Raw genomic sequence first — 14484 nt, 5'->3', positions numbered from 1 at the left:
ACACCCGGAGACATTTTCATGCGCTATCTTCTGTTCCTAGGCGCGGCGTTCGCCGCGTCCGCTCCCTTACCCGTCGCCGCTCAGACCGCGCCCGACCCCGGCGCGCCCGATCCACGCCGCGACATCATCGTCACCGCCTCGCCGATCGGCCACGACCGTGACGACACGCCGGCGATCGTCGCCAAGGTCGACGCCGAGGACATCCTGCGCCGCGGCGGCGCCAGCATCGCCGACGCCTTGTCGAAGGTGCCCGGGATCGCCGCGACCGGCTTCGCGACCGGTGCCAGCCGCCCGATCATCCGCGGCATGGACGCGACCCGCGTCCGCGTGCTCGAGGACGGGACCAGCGGCTCCGACGTGTCGGACATCGGCCCCGATCACGGCATCCCGATCGACCCGCTGGCGGCGCGCAGCATCGAGGTGGTACGCGGCGCGGGCACGCTCCGCTACGGCAGCCAGGCGATCGGCGGGGTCGTCAACGTGCTCAACAACCGCGTGCCCACCAGCTTTCCCGACAAGCCGCTGTCCGCCGAGCTGAACGGCACCTATGGCACGGTATCGGACCTGTATCAGGGCGCTGGGCTGGTCGACGTCGCGGTCGGAGACGTCGCGCTCCACGCCGATGCGTTCGGTCGTCACGCCGGCGATTACGACACGCCGACCGGCGTCCAGCAAAATTCCTTCTTCCGCGGTTACGGCGGATCGGTGGGCGGTTCGTACTTCTTCGGCAGCAACCATGACAGCCATGTCGGCGCGGCGGTCACGCAATATGACGCGCAATACGGCATCCCCAGCGACACGACCTTCATCGACATGCGCCAGACCAAGGTGATGACGCGCTCGTCGATCGCGCTGGGCAGCGGATTCCTCCAGCGCTTCAACCTCGACGGCAGCTACGCCAATTACGCGCACGACGAGAAAAAGCCCGACGGCACGATCGACACCACGTTCCGCAACAAGGAATATAACGCCCGCGGCGAGGTGCTGCTCGGCGCGCTCGGCCCGGTGACCAATTCGGCGCTGGGTGTCGAATATCAGCACCGCGCCTTCTCGGCGGTCGGGGAGGACAGTTCCTATCTGTTCCCGGCGACGATGGAGAGCGTCGCCGGCTATCTGTTCACCGACACGCAGGTCGCCGACCGGCTCCATCTGGAAGCGAGCGGGCGCGTCGAGCGGGTACGGCTGAACGGCACCCCGCGCTTCGGCGATGCGACCGTCCGCGACTTCACCCCGGTCAGCGGCGCGATCGGCGCGCTCTACACCGTGTCGCCCGCGATCAAGCTCGGCGCGACCTTCTCGACCACTGGCCGCGCGCCCGCGCTGACCGAATTGTTCGCGCGCGGCGGGCATGACGGGCCGAACACCTTCGAGACCGGCGATCCCGATCTGCGGATCGAGCGTGCCAATTCGCTGGAGGGCACGCTGCGCATCCGCTCGGGCGGGTTCCGCTTCGACGGCAGCGTCTACAGCAGCTGGTTTCGCAACTATATCTACGGCGATCTCACCGGCCGCCGGTGCGACGACGACGGCTCCTGCGCGCTGGACGGCGACGGCGATCTGCGCGAGCTGAACTATCGCCAGCAGGGCGCGCACTTCCGCGGCGTCGAGGGGGAGGCGAGCTACGACCTCGTTCATACCCCGCACGGCGTCTATCGCTTCAACCTGCTCGCCGATTATACGCGTGCCACGCTCGACGACGGCAGAAACGTGCCGCGCATCCCGCCCTATCGCATCGGCGGCGGGCTGAACTGGACCGGGGAGAAGCTCGACGCCGGGTTCAACCTGATCTACGCCGGGCGGCAGGACCGGTTCGGCGCCTTCGACACCGCCACCTCGGGCTATGTTGCGCTCGACGGGCAACTCGCGCTGCGCCCGTTCGCCAGCCACCCCAATGTCGAGCTGGCGATCGTGGGGCAGAACCTGACCAACGACACGCAGCGGCTCGCCACCGCGCTGAACAAGGACGAGGTGGTGATGCCGGGTCGGCGGCTGATGGCGACGCTGCGGATCGCCACCAACTGACGCAGCGCCGCGCGGGGCGGGGCACACCCTGCCCCGCGCGTTCGCTCCCGGAGTTTGATCCGGCAAAGCTGAATCAGCGGCGGCACCAGCCCGCTCCTCCACCCGACCGCCCATCGCATAGCCCGATTAAGCGGCCGGGTGGTGGAACGGGCCGGTGCCGCTTCCACGTAAACGGATCGAACTCTAGCCGGCCGATCCGCCGAGCGCGCGGATCAGGTCGGTCGCGGTCTGCAATTGCTCGCTGCGCACCGTCAGCAGCGCACGCTGCGCATCAAGCGCCGCCGTCTGGGCGCTGACCACCTCGAGATAATCCGACGCACCGTCGCGGTAGCGGATCAGCGCCAGCTCGCGGGTATGTTCCGCGGCATCGGCAGCGGTGCGCTGGTCGCGCTCCTGCGCGGCAAGCAGCCGCTGGCTGGCGAGCGCATCCTCCACCTCGCGGAACGCGGTGAGCACGGTCTGCCGATAGGACGCCGCCGCCTCGTCATATTCCCCGCGTGCGCGCTGCACCCCCGCCCTTCGCCGCCCGCCGTCGAAGATCGCCAGCGCCGCGGAGAGCGGCCCCAGCGCCCAGAAGCCGTTCGACGCGCTGAGCAGCGAGCCGCGCGCCGCCTCGAACCCGCCCGCCGCGCCGAGCGTGACGCTCGGGAACAGCGCCGAGCGCGCCACACCGATCCGCGCATTGGCGGCGGCCACCCGCCGCTCGGCCGCGGCGATGTCGGGGCGGCGTTCTAGCAAGGTCGACGGCAGCCCGGCCGGGATCGGCGGCGGCGCAAGTTGCCGATCGTCGACCGCCAGCGCGAAGGTCGACGGCAGCTCGCCGAGCAATACCGCGATCGCATGTTCGTCGCGTTGCCGTGCGACCCCGACCGCCGACAGTTCGGCGCGCGCGCTCGACAGCAAGGTCTGCGCGCGGCTGACGTCGATCCCCGAGGCGATCCCGCCGCTGTGGCGGGTGTCGGTGAGCTGATAGGCGCGCTCGTTCGCCGCGACCGTCTGACGCAGCAGCACGATCCGCGCGTCGAGCCCGCGCATGTCGAAATAGATGCCGGCGAGTTGCGCCTGCAGCCCGAGCGTAACCGCGGCGACGTCCGCCGCGCTGGCGGCGGCATCGGCAGTGCTGGCGCGTACTGAATTGCGCACCCGCCCGAACAGGTCCAGCTCATAGGCGAGCGACGCCCCAACCGTCCCGACCGTATAGGGGGCCGCGCCGCCGGGTGCGAGCGGCCGCCCGTCCGAGACGCGGTCGCGGCTGACGTCCGCCGAGACGCCGACCTGCGGAAAGCGGTCGGCCCGCGCCTGCCGCGCGAGCGCGCGCGCCTGCTCGTAGCGCGCCGCGGCAACCGCGAGGTCCTGGTTCCCGGCCACGACCCGGTCCTCCAGCCCGGTGAGCACCGGATCGGCGAAGACCTCCCACCACCGGCCCGGCGGAGCGGGATGGGTGCCGGCCGCCTGCCAGCCCGCTGCCTCCTTGTACGCCGCCGGCGCCGCGGTGCGGGGGCGGACGTAGTCGGGCGCGGCGGAACAGGCGGCGGTGGCGAGCAGCATCGCCAGCGCGGCGCCCCGCCCCGCCCCCTGCGGGCGACGACGCAGCCCGCTCACCGTTCGGCCTTCGCGTTCTGCACCTGCACCCGGTCGCCGTCGGCCAGCGAGTCGGGCGGGTTGTCGATGACGCGATCGGCGGCGCTGACGCCCGCGCTGACCTCGACGGTGTTGCCGTGGTCCTGCGCGATCCGGATCGTGCGCAAATGCGCCTTGCCGTCGCTGCCGGCGAGCGCGACCTGCGTGCCCTTCTCGCCGACGATCAACGCACTGGCGGGCAAGGCCACCGCGCCGCTCGCGCCCGCGACCGGGAAGCTCGCCTGCGCATAGGCGCCCGGCTTTAGCGCGCGATCGGGGTTGGCGGCCTCGACCTGCACCAGCACCGTGCCCGACGCCTGATCCACCGCCCCGGCAGAACGGGTCAGCGTCGCATCGAAGGTGCGGCCGGAATATTCGGGCAGCGTCAGCGCGACGTGCATACCGGGATGGATCTGCGCCGAATAATTCTGTGGCACGCGGATATAGGCGCGCATCCGCCGCACGTCGGAGACGGTGAACAACGGCGTCGACGCGGCGGTGCCCGCGGTGACGAGCGCGCCGATATCGGTCGAGCGGCTGGTCACCACGCCGGCGAACGGCGCGACCAGCCGCGTGAAGCCCTGCGTATAGGTCAGCCGCGCGACATTGGCGCGCGCGGCATTGGCGACGGCGGTCTTGGCGGCGAGGTCGCCGACCTTCTCGTCGGTCTCCTGCTTCGATACCGCATCCTTGGCGAGCATGTTGCGCCAGCGGGCGGCGGTCGAGGCGGCGAGTTGCTGGTTGGCGCGCGCGGTCTCCAGATCGGCGCGCGCGGCGACCAGTTGCTGGTCGATCTCCGGCGCGTCCAGAACCGCCAGCGTCTGCCCGGCGCGGACCGGATCGCCGATGTCCACATACCATTTGCGGACATAGCCGCTGGTCCGCGCGAAGATCGGCGCGCTGTTGAGCGCCTGCAACGTCGCCGGCAGCGTCAGCGCGCCGGTCGCCGCCGCCGGCTTGGGCCGGATCACCGCGACGGTCGGGGTCGCCTGCGCGGCGGTCCAGTCGGCGAGCCGACTTTCGGTGCGCGAACGCGTGGCGATCCCCACGCTGACCACGCCGACCGCGATCACCGCCGCGGCGATCCCCGCCGTGCGCAGCGAACGGGATGACGCGGGCGGCGGCGCGTCGGTCGACGCCTCAGACATGGGCTTCCTCCAGATGGCTGGCCTCACGCACCGGGCGCGTCGCGCCGTGGCGACGGTGGACGAGGCTGAAGATGACGGGAACGAACATCAACGTGGCGAAGGTCGCGACCAGCAACCCGCCGATCACCGCCCGGCCCAGCGGCGCATTCTGCTCACCGCCCTCGCCGAGCCCCAGGGCCATCGGCAACATGCCGATGATCATTGCCAGCGCGGTCATCAGCACCGGGCGGAAGCGCGTCATGCCCGCCTCCAGCGCGGCGGCGGTCGCGTTGCCCAGCTCGGCGAGCCGCTCGCGCGCGAAGCTCACCACGAGGATCGCGTTGGCGGTGGCGACGCCCATGCACATGATCGCACCGGTCAGCGCGGGAACCGACAGCGTCGTGCCGGTGGTGAACAGCATCCAGATGATCCCCGCCAGCGCGCCGGGCAGCGCGGTGATGATGACGAACGGATCGAGCCAGCTCTGGAAGTTCACGACGATCAGCAGATAGATCAGCACGATCGCGCCGAGCAGCCCGTAGCCGAGCCCGGAGAAGGCGCTCTTCATCGTCGCAAACTGCCCGCGCATTGTGACGGTCGCGCCCTTGGGCGCTTCGGCCTTGAGGTCGTCGAGCACCCGCTGGATGTCGTCCGACACCGCGCCGAGATCCCGCCCGGCCGGCGTCGCGAAGATGTCGACCACCGGCGCGATGTTGTAGTGCGACACCACCGCGGGAGCATTGCCGCGGACGATCGTCCCCAGCCCGCCCAGCACCTGCGAACGCCCGCTCGTTCCCGTTACCGGAATGCTCGACAGATCGCTCATCGACCCGACCCGATATTCGGGCGCCTGCGCCACCACCGGATAGGAGACGCCGTTGTCGGGGTTGAGGAAGAACACCGGTGCGGTCTGCTGCGTCCCGGCCAGCGAGCTGGCGAGGCTGGTGGTCACGTCGCGCTCGGTCAGCCCATATTGCCCGATCCGGCTGCGATCGACCGCGACGTTGAGCTGCGGATAGCGCGCCGACTGCTGGATGCGCGCGTCGGCAAGACCCGGGATGCGCGCGATGCGGCGCATGATCTTCTGCGCGTAAGCGGCGTTGGCGGCGGCGTCCTTGCCGGTGATCTGGATGTCGATCGGCGCCGGCGCACCGAAATTGAGGATCTGGCTGGTGATGTCCGCCGGCAGGAACGAGAAGGTCGCGCCGGGGAAGTCGCGCGGCAGCTGCTCGCGGAGACGACGAACATAGTCTTCGGTGGGCCGGTGATCGTGCGAAAGCTGGATCAGCACGTCGCCGTCCTGCGGGCCGACCGTTCCCGAATTGTTGTAGGTCGTGTTGATCGAGCTGACCGGCAGCCCGATGTTGTCGACCATTGACACCAGCTCGTCGGCCGGGATGATCTGGCGGATGCGGCGCTGGATGCGGTCGAACTCGGCCGAGGTCTGCTCGATCCGGCTGCCGACCGGCGCGCGGACGTGCATCGCGATCTGCCCGGCATCGACCGACGGGAAAAAATTCTGCCCGAGAAACGGCACCAGCCCGAACGACAGCAGCACCACCGCAAGGAACCCGATCACGAACCCCTTCGGCACGGCGAGCACGCGTTCCAGCATCGCACCGTAACCGGTCCGGAAGCGCTCGAACCGCGCTTCGAACCCGCGCTGGAAGCGCACCAGCGGGTTGCGAGACATCGGCGACCCGGCGCTATGCTGGTCGTGGTCGTCGCCCGCGCCGTGCGGCCGCAGCAGATACATCGCCATCGTCGGCACCAGCGTGCGCGAAAGGATGAAAGACGCGATCATCGCGAACACCACCGCCAGCGCCAGCGGCACGAACAGGAACCCCGCGACCCCGGGCAGGAAAAACATCGGTACGAACACGATGCAGATGCACAGCAGCGACACGAACGCCGGCGTCACGATCTGCGCCGCGCCGTCGAGGATCGCGCGGTGCACCGGCTTGCCCTGTTCGAGATGCCAGTTGATGTTCTCGATCGTCACCGTCGCGTCGTCGACGAGAATGCCGACCGCCAGGCTCAGCCCGCCCAGCGTCATGGTATTCAAGGTGTTGCCCGTCACCGCCAGCCCGATGATCGCCGACAGGATCGCGAGCGGGATCGAGATTGCGATGATCACCGTCGAGCGCCACGATCCGAGGAACAGCAGGATCATCAGGCTGGTCAGCGCCGCCGCGATCAAGCCTTCCTTGACCACCCCCTCCACCGCCGCGCGCACGAACAGCGACTGGTCGCCGATCGGCACGATCTTGAGCGTGCTCGGCAATGTCTCCTGGATCTTGGGCAGCGCGTCCTTGATCCCCTGTACGATCGCCAGCGTCGAAGTCGCGCCGTTCTTGAGCACCGTCATGATGACCGAGCGCGACCCGTCGACGTGCACGACATTGGTCTGCGGTGCAGAGCCATCGCGGACGTGCGCGACATCGCGCATGTAGATCGTGGCGCCGTCCACAACCTTGACCGGAATGCTGTTCAGCTCCTCGATCGAGCCGGGCGCGTTGTTGAGCCGGACGCTGTACTGGAAGCCCCCGATCTTGGCGAAGCCGGCCGGGTTGATCTGGTTCTGCGCCGCGATCGCATTGCCGACATCCTGCGCCGACAGCCCCTTGGATTGCAGCGCGTCGGGATCGAGGTCGATCTGGATCTGCCGCTGCCGCCCGCCCGACGGATACGGGATCGCCGCGCCCGGCACCGTCACCAGCCCGGGGCGCACCTGATTGCTGGCAAGATCGAACATCTGCCCCTCCGACAGCCCCTTGCCCGACAAGGCGAGCTGGACGATCGGCACCGTCGAGGCGCTGTAATTGAGCACCAGCGGCGGGGTGATCCCCGGCGGCAATTGCTTGAGCACGGTCTGCGACACCGAGGTGACCTGCGCCGTGGCGGTGCGGATGTCGGCGCCGGGCTGGAAGTAGATCTTCACCACCCCGATGCCGGGCAGCGACTGGCTCTCGATATGGTCGATGTCGTTGACCGTCGTGGTCAGCACGCGCTCGAACGGGGTGATGATCCGTCCGGACATTTCGTCGGGCGACAGGCCGGCGTACTGCCACGCGGTCGCGATCACCGGGACCTTGATGTCGGGGAAGATGTCCACCGGGGTGCGGATCGCCGCCAGCACGCCCACGATGGCGATCAGGATCGCCATGACGATGAAGGTCAGCGGTCGTGACAGCGCGACGCGTACGATGCCGATCATGGGCACAGCTTCCCGTTGGTGGCGCCCTTTCCCGTGCACACAATGCCGCGCGCGGCTGGCGCAAGCGGCATCAGACGACCGGTTCAGGGCGGCGGCGACAAAGATGCCGCGCCGCAGCGAATGAGCGCCGATTGCCGCTTTGTCTAATATTGTTTCCGCGAGGATTGATACGTAGAGCCTATCAATCATGGAGCTTCGCCATTTGCGCTACTTCGTTCAGGTTGCCGAGGACCTGCACTTCGCCCGCGCTGCGGCGCGGCTGGGTATTTCGCAGCCGCCACTCAGCCAGCAAATTCGACAGCTTGAGGACGAACTGGGCGTGCGGCTGCTCGACCGCACCAGCCGCCGCGTCGCGCTGACCCGCGCCGGCACCGCGTTCCTCGACGCGGCGCGCCGGGTGCTGGCGGAGGCGGACAAAGCGGCGCTGATCGCACGGCGCGTCGCGCGCGGGGAATTGGGCGAGCTGCGGATCGGCTTCAACGCTTCCGCCCCCTTCATCCCCCGCGTCGCCAGCGCGATTTACGAATACCGATTGAACTACCCGGAAGTGCAGCTCGCGCTGTCCGAGGTCGCCGGCCGCGCACAGGTGGAGGCGATCGTCGCCGACTCGCTCGATGTCGGCTTCCTGCGCAGCGCCGCGCCGCCGACGCTTCCCCCGGAGCTGGTCGCGACCCGGATCCTCAGCGAGCGGCTGATGGTCGCGACCCGCCCCGACCACCCGCTCGCCGGGCGTGCCGGACTAAGGCTGGCCGACGCCGCCGCCTATCCGCTGGTCGTTTATGCGAGCGACCGCAGCGGCGGCTTCACCAAGGAGCTGTTCGCGCTGTTGAGCGCCGACGGCGTCGCACCGCGCGTCGCGCAAACGGTGCATGAGGTCTCCACCCTGCTCGGCCTTGTCGCGGCGGGAGTCGGCATCACGGTGGTGGCGCAATCCTTGTGCGCGCTCCGCTCGGCGGGGCTCGTCTATACGCCGTTTGCCGACGACGGTGCGGTGAGCGCGATCTGGCTCGTCCACGCCCGCGCCTGCACCCGGACCGCGGCGAACTTCGCCGCAATCGTGAAGGGTACGTAAGCCGCACGACCGCTATTGCGTCAGCGTGACGGCATCGATCGCGGGGCCGAGCGGATCCTTGCGCGCCACCGCCTCGCCCTTGGCGGTGAAGTCGAGCAACTCGTCCGTGCGCGGGTCATAGCGCGGCCAGCGGGGCAGTCCGGCGCCGTTGGGATCGCCGGTCTTGGCGAAGTTGACGATATAGGCGCTGATCGTTCGCGCCATCCGGCGGTCGCGCGGCGTGGTCGCCTCGCCATATTTGGTCGCGGCGGTGTCGAAGAAGAACGGGATGTCCGTGGCATGGCCAGCGCCCGTCGTGCCGAGCCCCTCGGCGACATAGGCGAAGCGGTAATGATAGGCCGGTGCGCCGGCTCTGGCGATCGCGCCGGCAAGCTGGCGCGCGCCCGCCACCATATAGCCAGTCGCGCCGCCGATATCATTGTCGGTTGCGCCGATCATGACCGGTATCTTGGGAAATGCGCCGCTACGATAGGCGGCCGCCGCATCCACCGCGACGACGCCGTCCGCATAGGGACTCGCGAAGGTTTTCGGCTCCGCGGTACGCCCGGACAGCGCGGTGAGGTTCAGGCCGTCGGTCACCGTCTCCGCCGATAGCGCGCGAAGCTTGGCAAGCGCGGCTGGATCGTCGCGCGCGATCCCCTTGGCCGCCGCGAAATCGACCCCGATCGCTTCAGCACCGGCCAGCCCGTCGGTGCCGCGGTTCTGCCCGTTCCCGCCCGACATCACGATGGCGCGCGCAAACAGCCCACGGGTGAGCGGCGACGTGACCATGGTGTTGACCGACATGCCGCCCGCGCTCTCGCCGACGATCGTCACATTCGCGGCGTCGCCCCCGAACGCCGCGATGTTGCGCTGGACCCACTGGAGCGCGGCGAGCTGATCCAGATAGCCGTAATTGCCAAGCCGCCCCTTGTCAGGGTCCTGCGCGGTCAGTTGCGGATGCGCGAAGGTGCCGAACCGACCGAGCCGGTAATTGAAGCTGACGAACATGACCCCCTGCCGCGCGAGGTTCGCGCCGGCATAGGTCGGCGGTGACGCGCCGCCGTTGACGAACCCGCCACCATAGATCCACACGATCACCGGCAGCCTGTTCTTGCCCCCCGGCTTCCACACGTTGACGGTCAGACAATCCTCGGCAGGCGTGGTGCCCAGCGGCGCGGCGTCGCTGGGGAACGGCAATTGCATGCAATCGTGGCCGTAGGCGGTCGCCTGCCGCACGCCGCTCCACCGGCTGGCAGGCTGTGGCGCGCGCCAGCGCAGCGGGCCGACCGGCGGCGCGGCGAAGGGGATGCCCTTCCAGCTCGTGACACCGTCGTTGGTGCTGCCCGCGACCTTGCCGGATTCGGTCGCCACCGTCTGCGCGTGCGCGGCGCAGGATAACAAGGCGCCCCCGGCCGCCAGCATCATCGTCGCAAATTTCATCCTCACCTCTCTGCCCTTGCTGCGTCGGCACGCTGATGCTGCCAGAGTTCCGGCCGCGCCGCATCCCCAGGAAACCGACGCGGCGTAGATTATCAAGTCGTTCGCAAGCTGCCTTTTCCTACGACCGGGCGCAGGATGATGACTTTTTGCCGGCCATCGACCGACTGGCTCGGGAAACGCGATGATCGGGACGGCGGCAGCCGTCGCCCGCCGCCTGCCACCGGCACCTATCCGCAGCGCCGCGCGCCGCGTCGCACGCCTTTGCCGGATCGCTAAGAGGGGTTAAGGTCGGTGGATTTACCGGCGACGTTAAAGCGACCTCCAGCTCCGTCGTCGCGATCATCTGCCGTTCGGCGCTGCGGGCGTACAGCATTCCCTGCGTGCCAGCCGGGCTCGGCGCCGCGTTCCAGCGACACGATCTGCGCGTCCGGGCGCGCATGGCTGATGGAAGGGCATCGCTTACGTCACCTGTAAGATGCGCTTCATGCACCAGCTCTCGATCTTCGGCGGAAACCCTTGAAATGACGCTGCAGACGCTCGGTCGATCGATCGACGTCGACGGCTCGCTTGCCTTCGTTCGTCATCCCGAACCTGCTGCGGATTCCCGCTTCTTGCCGCAGTCGCAAGATGTGGGTCGGATCGAAGATGTCGAAGGGGCGAGCACGACGGAGAGTGGACCAACTCCGACCTAGACGGCGTCCCTGCCCGATGTCAGCGCATGGACGCGGAGCCGCGGAAAGACCTCCTCGAGCGGCTTGGTGTCGGGCAACACATAAACATAGCCGCCCTTCTTCTGGAACAGAGGCCGCAGATCCGTGGCGTAAAAGCCGCGCGGCACGTTGATGCAACCGAAGGTAATGCGGTTATCGTCGGTCTCCGGCGACAGCATCCGGGCGCGGCGGTTCTCGGAACGCGCAGCATCGCCGGGAATTGGGTGGATCGCGACGCTGTTGGTGTAATCGACCCACAACACGCGCTGGCGCCCGGCGGCATAACCGAACTTGGCGAGGAAGCGGCCGGCGGGGGTGGTCTTTTCGGCAGGACCGATCTCGCCGAGCTTCTTGCTGCCGACGCCGGGGGTCGCGTCGTCGCCCGGCGCGATGCCGATCAGCACCGACACCTGCGTGACCATCTTCCCTTTGGCGTCGAACAGGATGAGCGCCGCATTATTCTTGTCGATCACGGCATAAGGCAGCGCGTGATTGTCGTGCGACGTCGCGACCCAGTCGGCGACACGCAGCGCCTCGGCCGATGGCGGCACGACGGGCGCCGCAGCCGGCATCGACACCGGAGCGGCTGATGGCTGATGCGGCTTCGTCTTCGAAGCGGAGGGCATCGCGGCGGCGACCAGCACCAGGCCGGTGAAGAGCTGTGAAATCATTATGGTATCGCCACAAGCCGGAAGCGGCCGCCCATTGCGAGCGGCCGCCGGATATTGTCAACGTCCGAACGCGGCGATCGACATCGCGCGCGCGGCGTTGGTCTGCGCGCCGTGGCCTGAGCGCCATCCAGCGTTCCCGATCGGGTGCCGAATGGCGTTGCGGCGGTCGCGAGATCGCATCGGCGCTTAGTGGCGCGGGCGCTTGCCGCGCTGCTCCTGCTGCTGGAGCCGCTGCTCGACGCCATCGACCCGGCCGTTCAGCTGGTCGAGACGCTGCCCGTGCTGCTGCGCCTGACCGGAAGCCGCCTGTGCCTCGGCGAGCGCCTGCTTGGCAGTGCCGTCCGTGGCCTGCAACTGCGTCTCCAGCGTGCTGACGCGGGCGCTGACCGGCTCGATCTGCTCACGCACATATTTCTTGGTAGCGCAGCCGCCGAGCGTCGGCGCGATGAGCAGGATCGCAATCGCAGGGGAAAGTTTGGCAAAGGAGGTAAGCATCACAATCTTCCAAATAATCTCTAGCCACCTCAGGGAGCCCTGATTGCAACGAACCGGCAATGGTCGGAGCGACCAAGTGAGCTCCTTATGCGCCAGATGGAGGTGTTCCCGCCCCAGATGCTCGTGGTACACTTGTTTTCGCTTCTCGGAAGCTACACGAATACTTGTCCATTAACCATTGCTGAACCAACGCGGGGTCGTTCGTTACTTCCTCGAATCGCGAGTGATGCTGCTGGCGAACGGATCGAGCGGTATGCGAGCGCTGCCATCGCGCGCTGCCTTGCCGGTAGCGGGCGCACGTTGACGATCGACGCACTTGCGCAACTCAGCCACGGCAGCGCCGCTACCGTCCAGCTTCAACTCCTCCACGGGCACGTCGCCGCGCCGCACCTTGAGATAGGTGGAGGCGGCGAAGCTGCGCGGAAAGCTCGTGCCGAAATCGGTAACGAAGCCGCGCCTGCCCTGCGCAGTGATGCCAATGGCCATATGTCGCGGGAAAGCCGAATTGGAGAGGCTGAAGTCGAGCCGAAGCTGCTCGCGCGCGCGGATCGACCAATTGTCGTTGAGCAACGTCAGCCGGTTGCTGCCATCGACATCGAGGCCGAACTGAAGCGTGGTGCCGCGCGGCCCGGGATAGGCGCGCGTAAGAAAGCAGCCCCTTTGATCGGTGCTCGCAGCAACGATCCAGTCGCCGATATCGCGTGTGGCGTAATTCGCGGCGTGTGCCGGGGCGACCGGCGCGGTCGCGACAATCACGATAGCCGACAGGAGGGCGGTGGAAGAGAGGATGCGCATTCCGATGACTGTAGCGTAAAATGATGCCCAGGTGAGCGGTGATTATAGCGCGTTAAGTATCCCGGCTGACCGCCGCCCCTTGACCGAAGGCCGGCCGCTCACGCAAGCGCCGCCAGCCGATCAGCGCGAGCAGCCAGCCGCTGGCATTGCTCGCGGGGCGCTGAAGTACGCAGGAAAATCGGTTGGCTAGTTTGCCGATATCGCGCCGCAGGCCGATCGTGTGCAGGCGCGCGGCGGCGAGTTCAAGGCGAGCAGGCAGAGTGCGCCGTCGTCGGCGGATCAACAGCGAAGTCTTGTTCGCAATCGGCGGTTGTTTGGAGAACGGCAAGCCGCGGTTAGGCGGGATTACGCTGACGCGGACGATTTCGATGAACATGGTAGTGCTCTTTACCGAACGAAGCGCCGGTCGAGGGCCCACTGGCGAACGCGGGTGCTGGCGACAGGTCGATATGATCCTCCTCAACCTGGCAGAGCGATCCGACGCTCTTCAATGCTAACAAATTCCACTCTAGTCGACGATCGTTCGACAGCACGCCTATGCTGCAGTTAGCTGCGCTCAGTGATCAATTGAACGCGCAAGTGTTGGCGCAAGTCAAGGGCAACAACCTGTTTACAATCGCTATTATTTGCGCATCGCCCGCGCTGGCCGCGGGAATTTCGGCAGCACGCACCGCACGATGTCATGTTCTGGAGGATCTGCGACGCGTCGCCTCGAGCGGCGCGATCGGCTAACGCGGCTGTCACCCGGCCACCAAGCTTCAGCTAGGTCGGGGGATTTGAACGGATAAGTCCTGAAGGTGACGATGGGAGGTTATCGTTGAGGTGGCGCGGGGGAGGTTGGGCGCGGAGGTTTTTTAGTAAGGCGCACAACGCCGTCTGGGTATCGCGGGCTGCGCGTTTTTGGCGGGTATCGAACGCACGACGGCCCCGTCTCGTTGGAGACGGGGCCGTTGTGTGTGTGTGATGGTTGCGGGGACAGGATTTGAACCTGTGACCTTCAGGTTATGAGCCTGACGAGCTACCGGGCTGCTCCACCCCGCGCCGAGGTGTAGTGTTGTGGATGGGTTCTGATGTGCGAGCTGCAATGCCTGGCGGCGACCTACTCTTCCATCGCTTGAGCGATAGTACCATTGGCGCAGAGGGGTTTCACGTCCGAGTTCGGGATGGGATCGGGTGGTTCACCGACGCTATGGCCACCAGGCAATGGAGCCTGCACATGTGTCTTCCCCGGCCGGTTAGCGGCGGGGGGAGACGGGTTCAAATCGATGCACTGTATGTCTGGTTGAGGGTCAATCACCCTGCATCCAACGCTGTTGTTGGGGGTGTGTGCTCT

The 14484-nt window shown here is 67.6% G+C and carries 10 protein-coding genes, 1 tRNA gene and 1 rRNA gene; 2 read left to right on the top strand and 10 right to left on the bottom strand.

Features of this window, described 5'->3' with window-relative positions; translation table 11 throughout:
* Positions 1 to 18 precede the first annotated feature (18 nt).
* Complete coding sequence (locus FHS97_RS00060) at positions 19 to 2022, top strand: TonB-dependent receptor (protein ID WP_184032252.1); 2004 nt, start codon at positions 19 to 21, stop codon at positions 2020 to 2022.
* 183 nt (positions 2023 to 2205) lie between these two features.
* On the opposite strand, the gene FHS97_RS00055 is transcribed toward FHS97_RS00060, so the two are convergent.
* Genes FHS97_RS00055 through FHS97_RS00045 form a run of 3 tightly spaced genes read right to left on the bottom strand, consistent with a single transcriptional unit; the run spans position 2206 to position 7986 of the window.
* Positions 2206 to 3615, bottom strand: coding sequence for an efflux transporter outer membrane subunit (locus FHS97_RS00055; RefSeq protein ID WP_425506274.1), 1410 nt, complete (start codon positions 3613 to 3615; stop codon positions 2206 to 2208).
* A gap of 5 nt (positions 3616 to 3620) precedes the next feature.
* A complete protein-coding gene (locus FHS97_RS00050) occupies positions 3621 to 4790 on the bottom strand; it encodes an efflux RND transporter periplasmic adaptor subunit (RefSeq protein WP_184032251.1) in 1170 nt (389 codons plus the stop codon).
* Entirely contained in the window at positions 4783 to 7986 is a 3204-nt protein-coding gene (locus FHS97_RS00045) for an efflux RND transporter permease subunit (RefSeq protein WP_184032250.1), read from the bottom strand. The genes FHS97_RS00050 and FHS97_RS00045 overlap by 8 nt, the downstream gene beginning before the upstream one ends.
* Positions 7987 to 8173: 187 nt before the next feature.
* Between FHS97_RS00045 and FHS97_RS00040 the strand changes: the two genes are divergently transcribed.
* The gene (locus FHS97_RS00040) at positions 8174 to 9058 is read left to right on the top strand and encodes a LysR substrate-binding domain-containing protein (RefSeq protein ID WP_184032249.1); all 885 of its coding nucleotides are present in this window, start codon (positions 8174 to 8176) and stop codon (positions 9056 to 9058) included.
* 12 nt (positions 9059 to 9070) lie between these two features.
* Here FHS97_RS00040 and FHS97_RS00035 read toward each other — a convergent pair whose 3' ends face one another.
* The 7 genes from FHS97_RS00035 to rrf all read right to left on the bottom strand — a co-directional run bounded on the left by FHS97_RS00035 (position 9071) and on the right by rrf (position 14352).
* A complete protein-coding gene (locus FHS97_RS00035) occupies positions 9071 to 10480 on the bottom strand; it encodes a carboxylesterase/lipase family protein (protein WP_184032248.1) in 1410 nt (469 codons plus the stop codon).
* Between the two features lie 688 nt (positions 10481 to 11168).
* Entirely contained in the window at positions 11169 to 11861 is a 693-nt protein-coding gene (locus FHS97_RS00030; protein WP_184032246.1) for a hypothetical protein, read from the bottom strand.
* Between the two features lie 186 nt (positions 11862 to 12047).
* The gene (locus tag FHS97_RS00025) at positions 12048 to 12356 is read right to left on the bottom strand and encodes a hypothetical protein (protein ID WP_184032244.1); all 309 of its coding nucleotides are present in this window, start codon (positions 12354 to 12356) and stop codon (positions 12048 to 12050) included.
* 204 nt (positions 12357 to 12560) lie between these two features.
* Positions 12561 to 13151: a hypothetical protein gene (locus tag FHS97_RS00020; protein WP_246346348.1), complete on the bottom strand. Its 591-nt coding sequence runs from the start codon at positions 13149 to 13151 to the stop codon at positions 12561 to 12563.
* A 52-nt stretch (positions 13152 to 13203) separates the two neighbouring features.
* On the bottom strand, positions 13204 to 13527 hold the full coding sequence (locus FHS97_RS00015; RefSeq protein ID WP_184032242.1) for a hypothetical protein: 324 nt from the start codon (positions 13525 to 13527) through the stop codon (positions 13204 to 13206).
* A 588-nt stretch (positions 13528 to 14115) separates the two neighbouring features.
* A tRNA-Met gene (locus tag FHS97_RS00010) sits at positions 14116 to 14192 on the bottom strand.
* 45 nt (positions 14193 to 14237) lie between these two features.
* Positions 14238 to 14352: ribosomal RNA gene (rrf, locus tag FHS97_RS00005) — 5S ribosomal RNA — on the bottom strand.
* Positions 14353 to 14484: the final 132 nt, after the last annotated feature.

It is taken from the genome of Sphingomonas endophytica, from assembly GCF_014199415.1.
Lineage (GTDB): Bacteria > Pseudomonadota > Alphaproteobacteria > Sphingomonadales > Sphingomonadaceae > Sphingomonas > Sphingomonas endophytica.
Note: the sequence above shows the minus strand (reverse complement) of the source record. Positions and strands in the feature narration are given on the sequence as shown.